This window comes from Pseudomonas sp. TSO6, from assembly GCF_056098905.1.
Map to the genome: position 1 here is coordinate 95,507 of NZ_JBLZWV010000020.1, position 21,455 is coordinate 116,961.

Sequence of the window (21,455 nt, forward strand, 5' to 3'; positions counted from 1 at the left end):
GGAGCTGGCTTGCCGGCGATAGGGCCAGTGCAGGCACTGCAAGGTCAGGGTTCTTGCCCCCGATCTCTATGCCGGCGCGCCTGCCGGTACAGATACAGGCTCAACACCAGCCCGCAAGCCGCGGCAGCCGCCGCAAACAGAAACATCGAAGCAAACCCGAACCCCGCCGCCACCGCGCCCACCAGTGGCCCGGTCACCCCCAGCGACAAATCGATGAACAGCGAATACGCCCCCACCGCCGCGCCGCGGTTGGCCGCCGACACCTGGTTCACCGCCTCCACGCCCAATGCCGGGAACACCAGCGAGAAACCAAACCCGCTCAGTGCTGCACCCGCCAATGCCAGTTCGGCACTGGGGGCCAGCCACAGCATCAGCAGCCCGAGTGTTTCCACCGACAGGCAGGCAATCGCTACCCTGAACCCGCCAATCCGGTTGATCAGGTTGCCAAACAGCAGCCGCGCGCTGATGAAGCTGGCGCCGAACAGGCTCAGGGTCAACGCCGCATCAGCCCAGCCACGGCTGGCGTAGTACAGGGTGATGAAGGTGGCGATGGTGCCAAAGCCGATCGAGCCCAGGGCCAGCCCCGAGCCATGCGGGAACACCTTGCCCAGCACCCGCAGGAACGGCAGGCGTACACCGCTGACAATGGGCGCAGCCTGCTTGGGCCAGGCCAGCAGCAAGCCAAGGGTGCACAGCAGGATGATGCTGACGCCCATGCTCCACAGCCCCAGGCTCCTGACCATCAGTACGCCCAACGGAGCGCCCATGGCCAGTGCGCCATAGCTGGCGATGCCATTCCAGGAGATGACCTTGGCGGTGTTATCAGCGCCCACCCTGCCGATGCCCCAGCCAATCGCGCCCGAGCCCACCAGGCTTTCGGCGCTGCCCAGCACCAGGCGGCCAACCAGCAGGCAGGCCAGGCTCAGCCAGGGCAGGTGGGTGAGGAAGGCGCAGGCCAGCATGAACACCCCGCTAAGCCCGCAGCCTACCAAGCCATACATGACGGCTTTCTTGCTGCCATGGTTGTCGATGATGCGGCTGGCGGTGGGGCGGCTGAGCAAGGTGGCCAGGTACTGCACGCTGATCACAAGGCCAGCGACCACGGCGCTGAAACCCAGGTCGTTATGCACATAGCCGGGCAACACGGCCAGTGGAATGCCGATGTTCAGGTAGCCGATGAAGGTGAAGAGGACGATGGAGACGACTTGCAGGGTGACCGCAAGGGGGCGCGGTGAGTCGGGCATGGGGACCTACGTGTGTTCAGGACGGTGTGAAAACGTGATGACGGGGGTGGCCCGCAGGTCAGCCGTTTTCACACAGTCGGGGATGCGCAGTTATTCCTGGTCAGCGCTGGATTGATCGTCACCATCCTGCTCGACGGCAGCTGCCGGTTCGGCGTGAACGGTCACGGATGGCTCTTCTGGGTTCAAGCTTGGGAAGGGAAGATTCGGGATTTCGTGCATCTCGTCGTTCCTCGCAAGTGTGAGTGAAAAGTCTGCGCCAGGCGCGGTTGAAGCTTCGCAAAGCTGGGGCAGGATACACAAGTCTGGATGACAGTTTGGATTTTTTACCGGTCGCTTGTCGGTTTTGCGGGCGAACAGCGCACATTCTTCCCATAAAAAATGGGGCCGCCTGGGCCCCATTTTTCAGTGGTTACTTACGGCCTTCTGCCGTTTCAGCCACCTTGTCAGTGCGCGCGCACATGATGAAGTCGTTGCGGTGCAGGCCTTTGATCGAGTGGCTCCACCAGGTCACGGTGACCTTGCCCCACTCGGTCAGCAGCCCCGGGTGGTGGCCTTCCGCTTCGGCGATTTCGCCCACGGCGTTGGTGAACGCCAGGGCGTGCTTGAAGTTCTTGAACAGGAACACGCGCTCAAGCTCCATGTGGCCGTCACGTACTTCGATGTTCCAGTCCGGGATTTCGCGAATCAGCTCGGCCAGCTCTTCGTCGGAGACTTTCGGTGCGTCGGCGCGGCAGGCTTCGCAATGGGCTTGGTTCAAGGCATTCATGGGGTGTCTTTCCAGTTCGAGTTGTTATCGGCAGGGTCGTTCAGGCGGCGACCTTGGGTGGAAACTTCGGCGCGTGCAGGCCCAGCTGCATGGCTTTATGGACCATGCCCATGATGTCTTCGTGGGCCAGGTCGAACAGGCGCTTCATGTTCGGCAGCACGAAATACAGCGGCTGCAGGATGTCGATGCGGTAAGGCGTGCGCATGGCCTCGATCGGGTCGAAAGCCTGGTGCTCGGGCTCGCCAGACAGACTGTACACGGTCTCCTTGGGCGACGAGAGAATGCCGCCACCATAGATCTTGCGACCCTGCGGGGTTTCCATCAGGCCAAACTCGATGGTCATCCAGTACAGGCGCGCCAGGTACACGCGTTGTTCCTTGGTCGCAGCCAGGCCGAGCTTGCCGTAGGTGTGGGTGAACTCGGCGAACCACGGATTGGTCAGCAGCGGGCAGTGGCCGAAGATCTCGTGGAAGATATCGGGCTCTTGCAGGTAGTCCAGCTCTTCCGGGGTGCGGATGAAGGTGGCGACCGGGAAGCGCTTGCTGGCCAGCAATTCGAAGAAAGTCTGGAAGGGGATCAGCGCCGGTACCCGGGCAACTTGCCAGCCGGTGGTGGTGCCCAGCACCTTGTTGACCTCGCCCAGCTGCGGAATACGGTCATGGGGCAGCTTGAGCTGGTCGATGCCGTCCAGGTATTCCTGGCACGCGCGACCTTCGATCACTTTCAGCTGGCGAGTGATCAGGGTGTTCCATACCGCATGCTCTTGCTGCGGGTAATCGATAAAACCATGCGCATCGGGCTCGCGTGCCACGTATTGCGTCTGTTTCATGAGGCTCTCCTGGTGAGGGCTTTTCTTGTTATGTGCAGGACATGCCTAAGTAATATCCCCACCCGGGTCGGTTTGCACGATGGATGGCAGGGCTTGTAGTTGCTCGTCACCCCTACTTTCGTAACGATAATTTTACAAAATCGAGCAGGTGTCGGAAAATCCGAGGCATCTGGCTGATGGTTGCGCGGTTTTTGTCAGCTTATCTTTACGAATTTTCTGCGCGGTGTTGAAAAACATTGGCGCTTCGAGAGCCCTCATGCGTATCAAAGTGCATTGCCAGAACCGTATTGGCATCCTGCGCGACATCCTCAACCTGCTGGTGGAGTACGGCATCAACGTGCTGCGCGGCGAGGTGGGCGGCGACCACGGCAACGCCATCTACCTGCATTGCCCGAACCTGATCAACCTGCAGTTCCAGGCATTGCGGCCCAAGTTCGAGGCGATTGCCGGGGTATTCGGCGTCAAGCGCGTGGGGCTGATGCCCAGCGAGCGCCGGCACATGGAGCTGAACGCACTGCTGGGCGCGCTGGATTTCCCGGTGCTGTCGATCGACATGGGCGGCAGTATCGTCGCCGCCAACCGTACTGCGGCGCAGCTGCTGGGGGTGCGGGTGGACGAGGTGCCCGGCATGCCGCTGGCGCGCTATGTGGAAGACTTCGACCTGCCGGAGCTGGTGCGGGCCAACAAGTCGCGCATCAACGGCATGCGCATCAAGGTCAAAGGCGATGTGTTCCTGGCCGATATCGCGCCGTTGCAGTCCGAGCACGATGACAGTGAGGCGTTGGCGGGCGCGGTACTTACCCTGCACCGGGCTGACCGCATCGGCGAGCGTATCTACAACGTGCGCAAGCAGGAACTGCGCGGTTTCGACAGCATCTTCCAGAGCTCGCGGGTGATGGCCGCCGTGGTGCGTGAGGCGCGGCGCATGGCACCGCTGGATGCCCCCTTGCTGATTGAAGGCGAGACCGGTACCGGCAAGGAGCTGCTGGCGCGCGCCTGCCACCTGGCCAGCCCGCGCGGCCAGTCGCCCCTGATGGCGCTCAATTGCGCCGGGTTGCCGGAGTCGATGGCTGAGACCGAGCTGTTTGGCTACGGCCCCGGGGCATTCGAAGGGGCGCGGGCGGAGGGCAAGCTGGGGTTGCTGGAGCTGACCGCTGGCGGCACGCTGTTTCTTGACGGGGTAGGGGAGATGAGTCCGCGCCTGCAAGTGAAGCTGCTGCGCTTTCTGCAGGACGGCTGCTTCCGCCGGGTAGGCAGCGATGAAGAGGTCTACCTGGATGTGCGGGTGATTTGCGCGACCCAGGTGGATTTGTCCGAGCTGTGTGCCCGTGGCGAGTTTCGCCAGGACCTGTATCACCGCCTCAACGTATTGTCGCTGCACATTCCGCCTTTGCGTGAGTGCATGGATGGGCTGGAAGGGCTGGTGCAGCACTTTCTCGATCAGGCCAGCCGGCAGATTGGCTGCGCCATGCCCCACCTGGCGCCGGCCGCAATGGACAAACTTGGGCAATACCATTGGCCAGGTAATGTAAGGCAGTTGGAAAACGTATTGTTCCAGGCGGTTTCTTTATGTGAAGGCGGCGTGGTTAAAAGCGAGCATATTCGCTTGCCGGATTATGGCGCGCGGCAACCGTTGGGTGAGTTTTCGCTGGAAGGGGACCTTTCGCAGATTGTCGGGCGCTTTGAAAGGGCGGTACTGGAAAGTTTGATGGGAGAGTTTCCGAGTAGTCGGGCTTTGGGCAAAAGATTGGGTGTTTCGCACACGACAATTGCCAACAAGTTGAGGGATTACTCGCTTAACAAGTCTGCGGATTAGTTGTCAGGCAAAGAACTTGGGACTGCTTCGCAGTCCTTTCGCGGCGCAAGGCCGCTCCTACAGGTACGGCGCGGGTTTGAGGATTGCGCAATACCTGTAGGAGCGGCCTTGTGCCGCGAAGGGGCCCGCAGGGCCCCCGATTCACAAGGTATCAGCCGTTGGAGCAGCCGTTCCCCATCACGCGGTATTCGAGAATGTGCTTCTGGCCCTGGGAGTCCTCGTAGGTCATGCGGGCTGGCACGACTTCGCACACATTGGGCACTTCGCTCATGGAAATGACGCGGGCAATGTCCAGGTGCTGCGAGTAACTGTACTGTTCAACCGGAATCTGCTCGGCATCTTTGGCTTCGCCGGCCATCGCCGCGCCGCAAAGACTGCCAAGTACCAATACCAGTAAAGCTTTCATTTTCTATTTACCTGTCTAAGGTCGTGAGGGGGCACGCGGCGCTTATGGCGCCGCGAGTATTGCTAGTTTTAACTATCGGGATTAGATGGAGATTAACGCTTGCCTTCGTGGGGGCTGTTACCAGTTGTTAATCGCCTTGCCGTTGCTGGCGAGGTGAATTTTATGGCGCTGGACAAGGCCGAAACAGTGGGTCTTTTGATAAAGTGTTTTGACAGAATCTGTAACAATCCCGTGTTAACCCCTTCTTTTTTTGCCCCCATAGGCTGTAATGCCCGAGCTAGAGGGCTTTGCCGGAACGGGCGTACCAAATTACTACCAACGTCGAATGGCTTTTGTCGCTCTGGTACAGTTACAAACGGTTCCATACAAAAACAACTATTACACCGAGGTAACACAGATGAGTGCGGCTCCACTGTATCCCGTTCGTCCCGAGGTTGCGGCCACTACCCTGACCGACGAGGCCACCTACAAGGCCATGTACCAGAAATCGGTGATCAACCCGGACGGCTTCTGGCGCGAGCAGGCCCAGCGTATCGACTGGATCAAACCGTTCACCAAGGTCAAGCAAACCTCCTTTGACGACCACCACGTCGATATCAAATGGTTCGCCGACGGCACTCTGAACGTTTCCTCCAACTGCCTGGACCGCCACCTCGAAGAGCGCGGTGATCAGCTGGCCATCATCTGGGAAGGCGACGACCCTTCCGAACACCGCAACATCACTTACCGTGAACTGCACGAGCAGGTCTGCAAGTTCGCCAACGCCCTGCGTGGCCAGGACGTGCACCGTGGTGACGTGGTCACCATCTACATGCCGATGATCCCCGAGGCCGTGGTGGCCATGCTGGCCTGTGCCCGTATTGGTGCGATCCACTCGGTGGTGTTCGGTGGTTTCTCCCCTGAAGCGCTGGCCGGCCGCATCATCGATTGCGAGTCCAAGGTGGTGATCACCGCCGACGAAGGCGTGCGTGGCGGCCGTCGTACCCCGCTCAAGGCTAACGTCGACCTGGCGCTGACCAACCCTGAAACCAAAAGCGTGCAGAAGATCATCGTGTGCAAGCGCACCGGTGGTGATATTGCCTGGCACCAGCACCGCGACATCTGGTACGAAGACCTGATGAAAGTGGCCTCCAGCCACTGCGCGCCAAAGGAAATGGGTGCTGAAGAAGCGCTGTTCATCCTTTATACCTCTGGCTCCACGGGCAAGCCGAAGGGTGTGCTGCACACCACCGGCGGTTACCTGGTGTATGCCGCGCTGACCCATGAGCGCGTGTTCGACTATCGCCCGGGCGAGGTCTACTGGTGCACCGCCGACGTCGGTTGGGTCACTGGCCACAGCTACATCGTCTACGGCCCGCTGGCCAACGGCGCCACCACCTTGCTGTTCGAAGGCGTGCCGAATTACCCGGACATTACCCGCGTCTCGAAGATCGTCGACAAGCACAAGGTCAACATCCTCTACACCGCGCCAACCGCCATCCGCGCGATGATGGCCGAAGGGCAGGCCGCTGTTGAAGGGGCCGATGGTTCCAGCCTGCGTCTGCTTGGCTCGGTGGGCGAGCCGATCAACCCTGAAGCGTGGAACTGGTACTACAAGACTGTAGGCAAGGAGCGTTGCCCGATCGTCGACACCTGGTGGCAGACCGAAACCGGCGGCATCCTGATCAGCCCGCTGCCGGGCGCTACCGGCCTCAAGCCGGGCTCGGCAACCCGCCCGTTCTTTGGTGTGGTGCCCGCCCTGGTGGACAACCTGGGTAACCTGATCGAGGGTGCGGCCGAAGGCAACCTGGTGATCCTCGACTCCTGGCCAGGCCAGTCGCGTTCGCTGTACGGCGACCACGACCGCTTTGTCGACACCTACTTCAAGACCTTCCGTGGCATGTACTTCACCGGCGACGGTGCGCGCCGCGACGAAGATGGCTACTACTGGATCACAGGTCGTGTGGATGACGTGCTCAACGTCTCCGGTCACCGCATGGGTACTGCCGAAATCGAAAGCGCCATGGTCGCGCATTCGAAAGTTGCCGAGGCTGCAGTGGTTGGTGTGCCGCACGACATCAAGGGCCAGGGCATCTATGTGTATGTCACCCTCAATTCCGGTATCGAGGCCAGTGAGCAGTTGCGCCTGGAACTGAAAAACTGGGTGCGCAAGGAAATCGGCCCGATTGCCTCGCCGGACGTGATCCAGTGGGCGCCTGGCCTGCCGAAGACCCGTTCGGGCAAGATCATGCGCCGCATCCTGCGCAAGATTGCCACCGGTGAGTACGATGCGCTGGGCGATATCTCGACACTGGCTGACCCGGGTGTAGTGCAGCACCTGATCGATACCCACAAGGCCATGAACCTGGCTTCGGCCTGATAGTCTCGTCGCTTGCGCTGTGGGGGGGGGGCGCGCGCCCTGTGTGGGAGCGGGCTTGCCCGCTCCCACAGGGCTGCTTACACACGTCACGACCAGACAAAACCCCGCCCGGGCAACCGGCGGGGTTTTTGCTTTACTGTTACCCGACATTCATCGGTAACTGTTCTGTCACCGGTCCTGCACAAGTTCGGGGCGCGAAGAAACAAATCAGGCCCGTTTAGGTGCGTTCCCGTAGCCATTTTGTGCAACACAGCACGCTACACTTGCCGTACTACAAGGCTTTGCCAATAATAGGCCCAGGAATTGCTAGTTCTATAGGTTCTATTTCTTGCGCTTTTGCATATTTTGCACTGGCTGTCAACATCGCCCGCAGCGGTTTCAAGCGCTTCTGTAAGTAGTTGTCGCTTTGAAGAAATATCGACTACCGGGCTGTCGCTAAAATGCCACTCACTCGCTCGTGGTCTGCGACCTTGGTCGAACCCTGCGCGGCTCGCGTTGTACCCATTCGCATATCGGGCAGTTGTTACCTGCCTTGTATTGCCCCGTACCGATGGAGTTACCTGATGAAGAAGCTCGCACTGCTTGGCGCCCTGGCGCTGTCTGTGTTTTCCCTGGTGTCGCAGGCCGATGAAAAACCCCTGAAAATCGGCATTGAAGCTGCCTACCCACCCTTCGCCTTCAAGCAGCCCGATGGCAGCATCGCCGGTTTCGACTACGACATCGGCAACGCCCTGTGCGAACAGATGAAAGCCAAGTGCACCTGGGTCGAGCAAGAGTTCGACGGCCTGATCCCGGCGCTGAAAGTGCGCAAGATCGACGCCATTCTGTCGTCCATGTCGATCACTGAAGACCGCAAGAAGTCGGTCGACTTCACCAAGCGCTACTACCTGACCCCGGCGCGCCTGGTCATGAAGGACGGCACCGCTGTCAGCGAAAGCCTGGATGAGCTCAAAGGCAAGAAGATCGGTGTGCAGCGCGGCTCGATCCATGACCGCTTCGCCAAGGAAGTGCTGGGCGCCAAAGGTGCCACCGTGGTGCCTTACGGCACCCAGAACGAAATCTACCTGGACGTGGCAGCCGGCCGCCTCGACGGCACCGTGGCTGACGCCACCCTGCTGGAAGACGGCTTCCTCAAGACCGACGCCGGCAAGGGCTTTGCCTTCGTAGGCCCGGCCTTCACCGACGCCAAGTACTTCGGTGACGGTATCGGCATTGCCGTGCGCAAGGGTGACAAGGCGAACGTCGAGCGCATCAACGCGGCCATCGACGCCATCCGTGCAAACGGCAAGTACAAAGAAATCGAGAAGAAGTACTTCAACTTCGACATCTACGGTCCAGACTCGAACTAAGACGTCGGGTTTCACCTGTGCAATGGTGCAAACAGCAGAGGCTCTGAGGTTTGCACCATTTTTCATTCTCTAGGTCGAGGACCTCATCATGTTGAAAGGCTACGGGGCAGTCATCCTCGACGGGGCGTGGCTGACGCTGCAGCTCGCCCTGTCGTCGATGGCCCTGGCCATCGTGCTCGGCCTGATCGGTGTGGCGCTGCGCTTGTCGCCGGTGCGCTGGCTGGCCTGGCTGGGCGATCTGTATTCCACCGTTATCCGTGGTATTCCGGACCTGGTCCTGATCCTGCTGATTTTCTACGGCGGGCAAGACATCATCAACCGGGTGGCACCGCTGCTCGGCTACGAAGACTACATCGACCTGAACCCGCTGGCGGCGGGTATCGGCACGCTGGGCTTCATCTTTGGCGCGTACCTGTCAGAAACCTTCCGCGGTGCCTTCCTCGGTATTCCCAAGGGCCAGGCCGAAGCGGGCGTGGCGTATGGCATGAGCAACCGCCAGGTGTTCTTCCGCATCCAGGTGCCGCAAATGATTCGCCTGGCGATCCCGGGTTTCACCAACAACTGGCTGGTGCTGACCAAGGCCACCGCGCTGATTTCGGTCGTCGGCCTGCAGGACATGATGTTCAAGGCCAAGCAGGCGGCCGACGCCACCCGCGAGCCTTTCACCTTCTTCCTGGCGGTGGCGGCCCTGTACCTGGTGCTGACCAGCGTCTCGCTGCTGGCCCTGAAGTATCTCGAGCGCCGCTACTCGGTGGGCGTCAAGGTGGCTGAACTATGATCTTCGACTACAACGTCGTCTGGGAGGCATTGCCGTTGTACTTCGGCGGCCTGCTGACCACCCTCAAGCTGCTGGCGATTTCGCTGTTCTTCGGCCTGTTGGCGGCCATTCCGCTGGGCCTGATGCGCGTGTCGAAGCAGCCTGTGGTCAATCTCGTGGCGTGGCTCTACACCTACGTGATTCGCGGCACGCCGATGCTGGTGCAGCTGTTCCTGATCTACTACGGCCTGGCGCAGTTCGAGGCGGTACGTGAAAGCTTCGCCTGGCCGCTGCTGTCCAGCGCCACGTTCTGCGCCTGCCTGGCGTTCGGTGTCAACACCAGTGCCTACACCGCAGAAATCATCGCCGGCAGCCTCAAGGCCACCCCCCACGGCGAGATCGAGGCGGCCAAGGCCATGGGCATGTCGCGCATGAAGATGTACCGGCGCATCTTGCTGCCATCGGCCCTGCGCCGGGCGCTGCCGCAGTACAGCAACGAAGTGATCATGATGCTGCAGACCACCAGCCTGGCGTCGATCGTCACCCTGATCGACATCACCGGTGCCGCACGCACGGTCAATGCCCAGTACTACCTGCCTTTCGAGGCCTACATCACGGCGGGCGTGTTCTACCTGTGCCTGACCTTCATCCTGGTGCGCCTGTTCAAGATGGCCGAACGCCGCTGGCTCGGCTACCTGGCGCCGCGCAAGCACTGACCGCTTTGTGAGAATCGACAGCATGTACAAACTCGAAGTCCAAGACCTGCACAAACGCTACGGCAGCCATGAAGTGCTCAAGGGTGTTTCCCTGGCGGCCAAGGCCGGCGACGTCATCAGCATCATCGGCTCCAGTGGTTCGGGCAAGTCGACCTTCCTGCGCTGCATCAACCTGCTGGAGCAGCCGCACGCCGGCAAGATCCTGCTCAACAACGAAGAGCTCAAGCTGGTGGCCGGCAAGGACGGCGCGCTGAAGGCCTCCGACCCGCGCCAGTTGCAGCGCATGCGCTCGCGCCTGTCGATGGTGTTCCAGCACTTCAACCTGTGGTCGCACATGACGGCGCTGGAGAACGTGATCGAGGCGCCGGTACACGTGCTGGGCATGAACAAGAAAGAAGCCCTTGAAAAGGCCGAGCACTACCTGGCCAAGGTGGGTGTCTCCCACCGCAAGGACGCCTTCCCCGGGCACATGTCGGGTGGTGAGCAACAGCGTGTGGCAATTGCCCGGGCCCTGGCCGTGGAGCCAGAGGTTATGCTGTTCGACGAGCCGACTTCGGCGCTAGACCCGGAGCTGGTGGGTGATGTGCTCAAGGTCATGCAGGCGCTGGCTCAGGAAGGCCGGACCATGGTGGTGGTGACCCACGAAATGGGCTTTGCTCGCGAGGTCTCCAATCAGCTGGTGTTCCTGCACAAAGGTCTGGTGGAAGAGGCGGGCTGCCCACGCGAAGTATTGGCCAACCCGCAGTCGGAGCGCCTGAAGCAGTTCCTCTCCGGCAGCCTGAAGTAAAAGCTGCATTTTTGCACCAGAATAGGGCATGCTGCGCTGCGAGCGCAGCCTGACCCGGCGCACAGACTCGAACGACCTCAGGTTTCGGACCGCACCCTATGACCACCCAGCGAATCGGTTTTCTCATCTGGCCCAGCACCAGGCCCTTGACCCTGGCGCTGGCCGAGGAAGTGTTGCAGGTGGCGCAGCGGGTGCATCCGGATGTGGTCTACGAACTGGCCTTCCTGCAGGCAGAGCCCGCGCCAGAGGGGGAGTGGCGCCTGCCGGGCGAGCCGTGGACCGGCCGCCTGGAGGGTTGCCACAAACTGTTCCTGCTCGCTGACGAGCCGCCTGCGGCGGTAGGGGCTGCGTTGTCGACTGCGCTCAAGCAGCTGGCGCGCAGTGGCTGCACGGTCGGTGGCCTGGCTGCCGGGGTGTATCCGCTGGCGATGCTGGGCCTGCTCGACGGTTACCGGGCTGCGGTGCACTGGCGCTGGCAGGACGATTTTGCCGAGCGCTTCCCCAAGGTCATTGCCACCAGTCACTTGTTCGACTGGGATCGTGATCGCATGACTGCCTGTGGCGGCATCGCCGTGGCCGACCTGTTGCTGGCAGTGCTGGCCCGTGATCACGGGGCGGAACTGGCGGGGGCAGTGTCGGAAGAGCTTGTGGTGGAGCGCATCCGCGAGGGTGGCGAGCGTCAGCGCATTCCACTGCAGAACCGCCTGGGTTCTAGCCATCCCAAACTGACCCAGGCGGTGCTGTTGATGGAAGCCAACATCGAGGAGCCGCTGACCACTGACGAGATTGCCCAGCATGTGTGCGTGTCGCGTCGGCAGCTGGAGCGCATCTTCAAGCAGTACCTGAACCGCGTGCCGAGCCAGTACTACCTGGAGCTACGGCTGAACAAGGCGCGGCAGATGCTGATGCAGACCAGCAAGTCGATCATCCAGATCGGCTTGTCCTGTGGCTTCTCCTCGGGGCCGCATTTTTCCAGTGCCTATCGCAACTTCTTTGGCGCCACGCCACGGGAAGACCGCAACCAGCGGCGCAGCAGCAGCCCGTTCGAACTGAGCTCGGCGCCTGCCGAAAAGGGCTGATTCCCCTGTTGCCTGCACTGGCCCTATCGCCGGCAAGCCAGCTCCCACTGGTACCCGGCAAGCCTCAGGGCCTGTGGTGACCCTGTGGGAGCTGGCTTGCCGGCGATAGGGTCGGCGTAGACAGCCACTCTTCTATATGTGAACACCCGTTCACCCAGCATCCTCTCTCCCGTACACTGCGCGATTGCGACAGTGTTTGTCGCATTGCCGAAAGCCTTGTCAAAACTGGGTTTTGCGCTGTAACAAGTTGTCGCTTGGCCGCAAGGACAGGCGCGGATCAGTCCTTACAATCCCCCCATCGCTCGCCCACTTCCAGGCCAGCGTTCCTCTTCAGGAGACTCAGATGTCCGTTGAGCAAGCCCCGGTGCAACGTGCCGATTTCGACCAGGTCATGGTCCCCAACTATTCTCCGGCGGCCTTCATTCCTGTGCGAGGCGAGGGTTCCCGTGTGTGGGACCAGTCGGGTCGCGAGTTGATCGACTTTGCCGGTGGCATCGCGGTAAATGCCCTGGGCCACTGCCATCCGGCGCTGGTCAAGGCCCTGACCGACCAGGCCAACACCCTCTGGCACGTATCCAACGTGTTCACCAACGAGCCGGCCCTGCGCCTGGCCCACAAGCTGGTGGACGCCACCTTTGCCGACCGGGCGTTCTTCTGCAACTCCGGCGCCGAGGCCAACGAGGCCGCGTTCAAGCTGGCCCGTCGCGTCGCCCATGACCGCTTTGGCCCGGAAAAGCACGAAATCATCGCCACCGTGAACAGCTTCCACGGCCGTACCCTGTTCACCGTCAGCGTCGGTGGCCAGCCTAAGTACTCCGACGGTTTTGGCCCGAAGATCACCGGCATCAGCCACGTGCCGTACAACGACCTGGAAGCACTGAAAGCCCAGATTTCCGACAAGACCTGCGCCGTGGTGATTGAACCGATCCAGGGCGAAAGCGGCGTGGTACCGGCCGACCTGGCTTACCTGGAAGGCGCTCGCAAGCTGTGCGACGAGCACAACGCCCTGCTGATCTTCGACGAAGTGCAGACCGGCGTGGGCCGTACCGGTTCGCTGTATGCCTACCAGCACTACGGCGTGACGCCCGACATCCTGACCAGTGCCAAGAGCCTGGGCGGTGGCTTCCCTATCGGCGCCATGCTGACCACCACCGAACTGGCCAAGCACCTGGCCGTCGGCACCCACGGCACCACTTACGGCGGCAACCCGCTGGGCTGTGCCGTCGCCTGCGCGGTGCTGGATGTGGTCAATACCCCTGAAACCCTGGCCGGCATCAAGGCCAAGCACGCACGTTTCAAGACCCGCCTGGAACAGATTGGCCAGAAGTACAGCCTGTTCTCCCAGGTGCGTGGTGTCGGCCTGCTGCTCGGCTGCGTGCTGACCGAGGCCTGGCAAGGCAAGGCCAAGGACGTGCTCAACGCCGCCGAGAAAGAAGGCGTGATGGTGCTGCAGGCCGGCCCGGACGTGGTGCGTTTTGCGCCAAGCCTGGTGGTTGAAGACGCCGACATCGACGAAGGCCTGGACCGCTTCGAGCGCGCCGTGGCCACCCTGACCAAGGGCTGATCCGCCTGCGCCACCTTCGCCGGCAAAGGCCATTCCCGGGCCTGGCCGGCGATACCCGATTCCACTGCAGGTGCCCGTGTACCTGCCGTTTTTCCGTGCCGCCGTGAGCGGCCCGTATTCCAAAGGAGTGACACCATGCTGGTGATGCGCCCCGCGCAAATGGCTGATCTGAACGAAGTGCAGCGCATGGCTGCAGACAGCCCCATTGGTGTCACCTCGCTGCCGGACGACGCTGCTCGCCTGGGCGACAAGATCGCCGCTTCCGAGACTTCCTTCGCCGCCGAGGTCAGCTTCAACGGCGAGGAAAGCTATTTCTTTGTGCTCGAAGACAGCGAGACTGGCAAGCTGGCTGGCTGCTCGGCCATTGTCGCTTCGGCTGGGTATTCCGAGCCTTTCTATAGTTTTCGTAACGAGACCTTCGTGCACGCCTCGCGCGAGCTGAAGATCCACAACAAGATCCACGTGCTGTCGTTGTGTCATGACCTGACCGGCAACAGCCTGCTGACCAGCTTCTATGTATTGCCGGAGCTGGTGAACAGCGGCTGGGCCGAGCTCAATTCGCGCGGTCGCCTGCTGTTCATGGCCGCGCACCCGGAGCGTTTCGCCGACTCGGTAGTGACCGAAATCGTCGGCTACAGCGACGAGAATGGCGAATCGCCGTTCTGGGATGCCATCGGCCGCAATTTCTTCGACCTCAACTACTCCGACGCCGAGCGCCTGTGTGGCCTGAAGAGCCGAACCTTCCTCGCCGAACTGATGCCGCACTACCCGATCTACGTGCCGCTGCTGCCCGATGAGGCGCAGGAAGCCATGGGCCAGGTGCACCCGCGCGCGCAGATCACCTTCGACATCCTCATGCGCGAAGGCTTCGAAACCGAGCACTACATCGACATCTTCGACGGCGGCCCGACCCTGCATGCGCGCACCTCAGGCATTCGCTCGATTGCCCAGAGCCGCTCGGCGCCGGTGAAAATCGAGGACGCCCCAGGCAAGGGCGGGCGCCCGTACCTGGTGTGCAATGGCCAGTTGCAGGACTACCGCGCGGTGCTGCTGGACCTGGATTGGGTGCCCGGCAAACCGGTGTGCCTGAGCCTGGCGGCGGCCGATGCGCTGGGTGTGGGCGAGGGTGGCAGCGTGCGCCTGGTCGCGGTCTGAGGTCTGGTAACAGACGTTTCGGGATTGATGCGTTAGAAGAGTTTTGCGCCGGCCGACGCCGCCGCACAAGGAGATAGCATGATCGTTCGTCCTGTACGCAGCAGCGATTTGCCTGCGTTGATCGAATTGGCACGCAGCACCGGTACCACCGGGCTGACCACGCTGCCGGCCAACGAAGAACGCCTGGGGCATCGCGTTGGCTGGGCGGAAAAGAGCTTCCGTGGCGAAGCCGAGCGTGGCGACACCGATTACCTGTTCGTGCTGGAAAACGACGAAGGCCTGGTGGTCGGCATCAGTGCCATCGCCGGTGCCGTCGGCCTGCGCGAGCCTTGGTACAACTATCGGGTCGGCCTTACCGTCAGCGCTTCGCAGGAGCTTAAGATCTATCGCGAAATCCCCACCCTGTTCCTTGCCAACGACCTGACCGGCAATTCCGAGCTGTGCTCGCTGTTCCTGCGCAGCGATCACCGCTCCGGGCTCAATGGCCGCCTGCTGTCGCGTGCGCGGATGCTGTTCATTGCCGAGTTCCCGGAGCTGTTTGGCAAGAAGATCATTGCCGAAATGCGCGGTATGTCCGACGAGCAGGGGCGTTCGCCTTTCTGGGAAAGCCTTGGCCGGCATTTCTTCAAGATGGAGTTCAGCCAGGCGGACTACCTGACCGGTGTTGGCAACAAGTCGTTCATCGCCGAGCTGATGCCCAAGTTCCCCCTATACACCTGCTTCCTGTCCGAGGCTGCGCGCGACGTGATCGGCCGCGTGCACGTCGACACCGAGCCGGCGCTGGCCATGCTCAAGCAGGAAGGCTTCAACTACCAGGGCTATGTCGACATCTTTGACGCAGGCCCGGCCATCGAGTGTGATACCGCCAAGATCCGTGCTGTGCGCGAGAGCCAGACGCTGGTGCTGGCGGTGGGCACGCCGGGCGACGACGCCACCCCTTACATCATCCACAACCGCAAACGCGACGATTGCCGCATCACTGCCGCGCCTGCGCGGCTGGCCGCCGGTACCTTGGTGGTCGACCCGTTGACCGCCAAGCGTCTGCGCATGGGTGCCGGCGACAACGTGCGTGCCGTGCCGCTATCGGCCAGCCGGGAGGCCCAGTAAATGACCACGCATTACATCGCAGGCAATTGGCTGGCGGGGCGGGGCGAAGCCCTGCAGTCGCTGAACCCGGTGACCCAGGCTGTTATCTGGCAAGGGCAGGGCGCTGACGCCAGCCAGGTGGACGCCGCCGTCCAGGCAGCCCGTCAGACCTTTCCGGCGTGGGCGCAACTGAGCCTGGAAGCGCGTATCGACGTGCTGGAGAAGTTCGCCGAGCAGCTGAAAAAGCATGCCGAAGCCTTGGCCCAGTGCATCGGTGAGGAAACCGGCAAGCCCCTGTGGGAATCGGCGACCGAAGTCACCAGCATGATCAACAAGGTGGCGATCTCGGTACAAAGCTACCGCGAGCGCACCGGGGAAAAGAGCGGCCCGCTGGCCGACGCCACGGCCGTGCTGCGGCACAAGCCCCATGGCGTGGTAGCGGTGTTCGGCCCCTACAACTTCCCCGGTCATCTGCCCAATGGCCATATCGTGCCGGCGCTGTTGGCGGGTAACTGCGTGGTGTTCAAGCCCAGCGAGCTGACGCCCAAGGTTGCCGAGCTGACCGTCAACTGCTGGATCGCCGCCGGCCTGCCGGCGGGCGTGCTGAACCTGGTGCAGGGCGCGCGGGAAACCGGTGTGGCGCTGGCCGCCAACCCGGGGATCGATGGCCTGTTCTTCACCGGTTCCAGCCGCACCGGCAACCTGCTGCACCAGCAGTTCGCCGGTCGCCCGGACAAGATCCTGGCCCTGGAAATGGGTGGCAACAACCCGCTCGTGGTAGACGAGGTGAGGGACCTGGACGCTGCGGTGTACACCATCATCCAGTCGGCGTTCATCTCCGCCGGCCAGCGTTGCACCTGCGCGCGGCGCCTGCTGGTGCCCCAAGGCGCCTGGGGTGATGCGCTGATCGTGCGCCTGGTCGAGGTGTGCAAAACCATCACGGTGGGTGCGTTCGATGAGCAGCCGGCACCGTTCATGGGCTCGGTCATTTCGCTGCAGGCGGCGCGTGCGCTGATTACGGCCCAGGCCGAACTGGCCGCCAAAGGTGGCGTGAAGCTGCTGGAAATGACCCAGCCGCAGGCCGGTGCCGCGTTGCTGACCCCGGGCATTGTCGATGTCACGGCCGTGGCCGAGCGCCCGGACGAAGAGTTCTTTGGCCCGCTGCTGCAGGTGATCCGTTATGCCGATTTCGATGCTGCCATCGATGAAGCCAACAACACCCAGTACGGTCTCGCCGCCGGGTTGCTCTCCGACTCGCGTGCCCGCTACCAGTACTTCTGGCTGCGCAGCCGCGCCGGTATCGTCAACTGGAACAAGCAACTGACCGGCGCCGCCAGCAGTGCGCCGTTCGGTGGCGTGGGTGCCAGTGGCAACCATCGGGCCAGTGCCTATTACGCGGCAGACTACTGCGCTTACCCCGTGGCTTCGCTGGAGACCGCCAGCCTTGCCTTGCCGGCGAGTCTGACGCCGGGCGTCACCCTATAACAACAGGTCACGGAGCCTAGCCGATGAAATCCTATGAAGTGAATTTTGATGGCCTGGTGGGGCCTACCCACAACTATGGCGGCCTGTCTTACGGCAACGTGGCTTCGCAGAGCAACAGCCAGCAGGGTTCCAACCCGCGCGAAGCCGCGCGCCAGGGCCTGGCGAAAATGAAAGCCCTGGCCGACATGGGCTTCAAGCAGGGCGTGTTGGCGCCCCAAGAACGACCGGATGTGGCTGCGCTGCGCCGCCTGGGCTTTAGCGGCAGCGATGCCGAGGTGATCCAGCGTGCTGCCAAAGAGGCCATGCCCCTGCTGGTGGCCAGTTGCTCGGCGTCGAGCATGTGGGTGGCCAACGCCGCCACGGTCAGCCCCAGTGCCGACACTGCAGATGGCCGCGTGCATTTCACCGCCGCCAACCTGAACTGCAAGTATCACCGCAGCATTGAGCACCCGACCACCAGCCGTGTGCTGGGCGCCATGTTCAACAACGAGAAACACTTTGCCCACCACGAAGCATTGCCTGCCGTGGCACAGTTCGGTGACGAGGGCGCGGCCAACCACACGCGTTTCTGCCGTGCCTATGGCGACGCGGGTGTGGAGTTCTTCGTCTATGGCCGCAGTGCGTTCGACAGCCGTTACCCGGCGCCCCAGAAGTACCCGGCCCGGCAAACCCTGGAAGCCTCGCAGGCCGTGGCCCGGCTGCATGGGCTGAGCGATGGCGGGGTGGTCTACGCTCAACAGAACCCTGCAGTGATCGACCAGGGCGTGTTCCACAACGATGTGATTTCGGTGGGCAACGGCGAGGTGCTGTTCTACCACGAGGACGCTTTCCTCAAGACCGACGCGGTGCTTGGCCAGCTGCGAGCTAAACTGGCCAGCAAGGGTGGCAACTTCCAGGCCATCTGTGTACCGCGGGCAGCGGTGGCGGTAGAGGATGCCGTGCGCTCCTACCTGTTCAACAGCCAACTGCTCAGCCGCGATGACGGTTCCATGCTGCTGGTGGTGCCGGAAGAGTGCCGCAACAATGAGCGGGTCTGGGCCTACCTGGGCCAGCTGACCAGCCAGGGTGGCCCGGTGAAGGAGGTCAAGGTATTCGACCTCAAGCAAAGCATGCAGAACGGCGGCGGCCCGGCTTGCCTGCGTTTGCGCGTGGCGTTGAAGGAATCGGAACTGGCGGCGGTCAACCAAGGCGTTATCATGACCGCCCCGCTGTACGACACCCTGGTGCAGTGGGTCGACAAGCATTACCGCGATCGCCTGGGCGAAGCGGACCTGGCCGACCCGCAACTGCTGGTGGAATGCCGTACGGCACTGGACGAATTGACCCAGATCCTGAAGTTGGGCTCGGTATACCCGTTCCAACGCCAACCTTGAAGAGAGACTTTGCAATGACCGACGCCCTGCGCCTGATCCTCGAAGATGAAGACGGCACCCAGCTGGAAACCTCCTGCACCCGCTTTGCCGTGGTTTGGCAAGGCAAGGAAGTGTGGATTCAGCAGGACGGCCGTGGCCAGCTGCTGATCGGTGTGGACGTCGACGAAGACGACACCGAATACGCCAACCTGCTGCTGCGCCCGATGGCCACCAACCTGGTCAGCCTGCAGCTGGAGATGGAGCCGGCCGAGGTTGGCGAAGACGACGATCACGTCCATGGCCCCGACTGCGGCCACCACCACTAAGGAAGCCCCTATGCTCGCCCTTGGCAAATTGCTTGAGCTGACCCTCACCGATCACGAACCGGCCGAGAAGACCCAAGTGACACCCAAGGGCGCGCGTTTGCGCTGGCTGGGGGAGGGCGCGCTCGAAGTGCGCCCCGCCGAAAGCGATGATTGCGGGCTGGACTTGCTGTTGTCTGCTGGCATCCATGGCAACGAAACGGCGCCGATCGAATTGCTCGAACGGCTGCTGCACGGCGTGGCCAACGGCAAGATCAAACCCAAGGCACGGCTGCTGTTCCTGTTCGGCAACCCAGCGGCGATCCGCAAGGGTGAGCGCTTCATCGAGCAGGACATCAACCGGCTGTTCAATGGCCGCCATGAGCTTTCCAGTGGTTTCGAAGCCTTGCGTGCCGCCGAGCTGGAACAGTTCGCCCGGGTGTTCTTCAGCAAGCCGGGGCGTAGCCGCCTGCATTACGACCTGCATACCGCCATCCGCGGTTCGAAGATCGAGCAATTCGCCTTGTACCCCTATAAAGAGGGGCGCAAGCACTCCCGTCGCGAACTGGCGCGCCTGGCGGCAGCCGGCATGGAGGCGGTGCTGCTGCAGAGCAAATCCTCCATCACTTTCAGTGCCTTTACCTACGAACAGCTGGAGGCCGAAGCCTTCACCCTGGAGCTGGGCAAGGCCCGCCCGTTTGGCCAGAACGAGCAGGTCAACCTCGACCGGCTGGAGCAGCGCCTGATCCAGATCATCGAAGGCACCGAGCCAGAGGGTGAAGGCTCGCTGGATGGCCTGCAGCTGTTCAGCGTCGCCCGCGAAATCATCAAGCACAGCGACAGTTTCCACCTGCATTTGCCGGCGGACATCGAGAACTTTTCCGAGTTGAGCAAGGGTTACCTGCTGGCCGAAGACCTGGCCGAGACGCGCTGGGTGGTCGAGGAGGAGGGCGCGCGCATCATCTTCCCCAACCCCAGGGTGAAGAACGGCTTGCGCGCGGGGATTCTCATTGTGCCGGATTCGGGGCAGCGGCTGGGCTGATGGCGGAGGTGGCGCGCGTCCCGGCGCACCACATGGGCTCGCTCAGTAGTAGGTGCGTACCGGCAGGCCCAGTTCCATTCGCAGCGCGTTTTCGTTGAAGGGTGATGGGTTGGTGTCGGTTGGCGCCGTGTCGGGGTTATTGTCGAAATCGTACAGAGGGCCGCTCGGCAGGCCGGTTGCTTGCAGGTGTGCGTTGTCGACCTGGATCTGCCTGCGATCGATAGTACTGATTGAGGTGTGGCCAGGTACCGTCGTACCGTTGAAGGCGCTGTACGCTTCGCACAAGCAACGGTAAAAGTCGAGCAGCGGCAAATTGTCGCTGTCCGAGCGCGTCAGGTTGAATGCCAGGTTTCCGCCCTCGGCCGGCAAGCCGGCTACCCACTCCAGTTTGCTGTCTCGTCGCAGGTAATGGTCGCTGTCGGTCGGGTCTGAGGTGTGTACGTCGAAACGGGTGGCCAGCTGTGTTTCGGTAACCCGTATCCAGGACCGTTTCGCCAGTTGAGTCAGAAGTTGCTGGCCGCAATCCGTGTGGCAAAGAAACACCAGATGGTTGTGAACGGCCTGTTTAAAGGTGTCGCTGCCTTGTATGTCGAGTGTGTTGTTGGCGAGTGCGGCGAGCGGGGCGGAGAGGGGTTGCTCGAAGCGGGCGTCACCCGCCTGGTTACGGGCATAAATGATTGATTCATGGGGGTCGTCGACCAGGATATGACCGTCGATTCCCTGGATATGACCGCCGATACCGCCGCTCGCCGAGCCACGCTTGATGAATGTCAGCCCCTGGCCCACGTTGATTTGTGCATCGCTGCTGCCGGTGAAGACCTCGGTGATGCCGCCGCCGGTGGTGATGTGCGCGCGGCCTTTTGCGGCCTGAATGATCACAGGCGTCTTCACTTCCTTCGCCACGCGGACGTTGGCCTCACCCGATGCTGTTCTGATGATCAGGGTTTGTCTGTGCGTAGGCGCGAGGATGAACCTCTTGTTGCCGACCATGGCTTTGAGGTGGCAGTCGTAGGCGGAAATGTCGACATCGACCGCCGAGGCATGGCTCTGAATCACCATGTGGTGCTTGCCCGGGATCTGGCCCTGATCGAACCATACCTGTTCCAGAAGGACGTCTATCTTGTCGTCCCGGTATTCGTAGAAACGATGAACGGCTTGGCCATCGATGGACGTGTCTGCCAGCTGTTGAAAACCGCTGGTCCTACCGGAAATGAAGTAGACGGGGTTGGGGTGCATGAGAAGGCTCGCTTGCTGTGGATGGGGGGCGGCGGATGTCGCTGCGGCCAAAGCTAAAGTGTTGTGCAGGCGAGGAGTGGTACTTATCTAGGGGCAAGATGGACGAGGAGGGGGGCGTTGTGACG

Annotated in this window: 19 protein-coding genes; 14 read left to right on the top strand and 5 right to left on the bottom strand. The window is 62.0% G+C overall.

Translation table 11 applies throughout. The features are described 5' to 3' along the window. Positions 1-44: 44 nt before the first annotated feature. The 3 genes from ACN6NG_RS06365 to phhA form a co-directional block, all read right to left on the bottom strand. Positions 45-1,244, bottom strand: a complete 1,200-nt coding sequence (locus ACN6NG_RS06365) for an MFS transporter (protein WP_474313269.1) — start codon at positions 1,242-1,244, stop codon at positions 45-47. A 409-nt stretch (positions 1,245-1,653) separates the two neighbouring features. After that, the gene (locus tag ACN6NG_RS06370; RefSeq protein WP_019472967.1) at positions 1,654-2,010 is read right to left on the bottom strand and encodes a 4a-hydroxytetrahydrobiopterin dehydratase; all 357 of its coding nucleotides are present in this window, start codon (positions 2,008-2,010) and stop codon (positions 1,654-1,656) included. A 40-nt stretch (positions 2,011-2,050) separates the two neighbouring features. Continuing rightward, positions 2,051-2,839 (bottom strand): phenylalanine 4-monooxygenase, encoded by a 789-nt coding sequence (gene phhA / locus ACN6NG_RS06375; RefSeq protein ID WP_063423042.1) that lies wholly within the window; start codon positions 2,837-2,839, stop codon positions 2,051-2,053. 256 nt (positions 2,840-3,095) lie between these two features. Here phhA and ACN6NG_RS06380 point away from each other — a divergent pair, with 256 nt between their 5' ends. Further along, positions 3,096-4,655: a sigma-54-dependent transcriptional regulator gene (locus tag ACN6NG_RS06380; RefSeq protein ID WP_474313274.1), complete on the top strand. Its 1,560-nt coding sequence runs from the start codon at positions 3,096-3,098 to the stop codon at positions 4,653-4,655. Between the two features lie 151 nt (positions 4,656-4,806). Here ACN6NG_RS06380 and ACN6NG_RS06385 read toward each other — a convergent pair whose 3' ends face one another. Beyond that, positions 4,807-5,061 (bottom strand): DUF2790 domain-containing protein, encoded by a 255-nt coding sequence (locus ACN6NG_RS06385; protein ID WP_003254526.1) that lies wholly within the window; start codon positions 5,059-5,061, stop codon positions 4,807-4,809. A 397-nt stretch (positions 5,062-5,458) separates the two neighbouring features. Here ACN6NG_RS06385 and acs point away from each other — a divergent pair, with 397 nt between their 5' ends. From acs to astE, 13 genes are all read left to right on the top strand, one after another. Then, complete coding sequence (gene acs / locus ACN6NG_RS06390; protein ID WP_016498485.1) at positions 5,459-7,420, top strand: acetate--CoA ligase; 1,962 nt, start codon at positions 5,459-5,461, stop codon at positions 7,418-7,420. A 563-nt stretch (positions 7,421-7,983) separates the two neighbouring features. Further along, the gene (locus tag ACN6NG_RS06395) at positions 7,984-8,769 is read left to right on the top strand and encodes an ABC transporter substrate-binding protein (protein ID WP_049274969.1); all 786 of its coding nucleotides are present in this window, start codon (positions 7,984-7,986) and stop codon (positions 8,767-8,769) included. 88 nt (positions 8,770-8,857) lie between these two features. Continuing rightward, the gene (locus tag ACN6NG_RS06400; RefSeq protein ID WP_016498487.1) at positions 8,858-9,547 is read left to right on the top strand and encodes an ABC transporter permease; all 690 of its coding nucleotides are present in this window, start codon (positions 8,858-8,860) and stop codon (positions 9,545-9,547) included. Then, positions 9,544-10,242: an ABC transporter permease gene (locus ACN6NG_RS06405; RefSeq protein ID WP_016498488.1), complete on the top strand. Its 699-nt coding sequence runs from the start codon at positions 9,544-9,546 to the stop codon at positions 10,240-10,242. The genes ACN6NG_RS06400 and ACN6NG_RS06405 overlap by 4 nt, the downstream gene beginning before the upstream one ends. Positions 10,243-10,264: 22 nt before the next feature. After that, on the top strand, positions 10,265-11,029 hold the full coding sequence (locus ACN6NG_RS06410) for an ABC transporter ATP-binding protein (RefSeq protein ID WP_043197038.1): 765 nt from the start codon (positions 10,265-10,267) through the stop codon (positions 11,027-11,029). A gap of 98 nt (positions 11,030-11,127) precedes the next feature. Continuing rightward, entirely contained in the window at positions 11,128-12,108 is a 981-nt protein-coding gene (argR, locus tag ACN6NG_RS06415) for a transcriptional regulator ArgR (protein WP_016498490.1), read from the top strand. 343 nt (positions 12,109-12,451) lie between these two features. Beyond that, positions 12,452-13,672, top strand: a complete 1,221-nt coding sequence (locus ACN6NG_RS06420) for an aspartate aminotransferase family protein (RefSeq protein ID WP_063423044.1) — start codon at positions 12,452-12,454, stop codon at positions 13,670-13,672. A 135-nt stretch (positions 13,673-13,807) separates the two neighbouring features. Continuing rightward, the gene (gene aruF / locus ACN6NG_RS06425) at positions 13,808-14,827 is read left to right on the top strand and encodes an arginine/ornithine succinyltransferase subunit alpha (protein ID WP_016488492.1); all 1,020 of its coding nucleotides are present in this window, start codon (positions 13,808-13,810) and stop codon (positions 14,825-14,827) included. A 78-nt stretch (positions 14,828-14,905) separates the two neighbouring features. Further along, positions 14,906-15,934, top strand: a complete 1,029-nt coding sequence (astA, locus tag ACN6NG_RS06430) for an arginine N-succinyltransferase (RefSeq protein ID WP_016498492.1) — start codon at positions 14,906-14,908, stop codon at positions 15,932-15,934. Further along, positions 15,935-17,398 (top strand): succinylglutamate-semialdehyde dehydrogenase, encoded by a 1,464-nt coding sequence (gene astD / locus ACN6NG_RS06435; RefSeq protein ID WP_474313279.1) that lies wholly within the window; start codon positions 15,935-15,937, stop codon positions 17,396-17,398. It begins immediately after the preceding gene. Between the two features lie 23 nt (positions 17,399-17,421). After that, positions 17,422-18,771: an N-succinylarginine dihydrolase gene (astB, locus tag ACN6NG_RS06440; protein WP_063423046.1), complete on the top strand. Its 1,350-nt coding sequence runs from the start codon at positions 17,422-17,424 to the stop codon at positions 18,769-18,771. Positions 18,772-18,785: 14 nt separating this feature from the next. Beyond that, entirely contained in the window at positions 18,786-19,076 is a 291-nt protein-coding gene (locus ACN6NG_RS06445; protein WP_016488488.1) for a hypothetical protein, read from the top strand. Positions 19,077-19,086: 10 nt separating this feature from the next. After that, positions 19,087-20,094, top strand: a complete 1,008-nt coding sequence (gene astE / locus ACN6NG_RS06450; RefSeq protein ID WP_063423047.1) for a succinylglutamate desuccinylase — start codon at positions 19,087-19,089, stop codon at positions 20,092-20,094. A gap of 42 nt (positions 20,095-20,136) precedes the next feature. On the opposite strand, the gene ACN6NG_RS06455 is transcribed toward astE, so the two are convergent. Continuing rightward, positions 20,137-21,330: a M91 family zinc metallopeptidase gene (locus tag ACN6NG_RS06455; RefSeq protein WP_474313282.1), complete on the bottom strand. Its 1,194-nt coding sequence runs from the start codon at positions 21,328-21,330 to the stop codon at positions 20,137-20,139. Positions 21,331-21,455 lie beyond the last annotated feature (125 nt).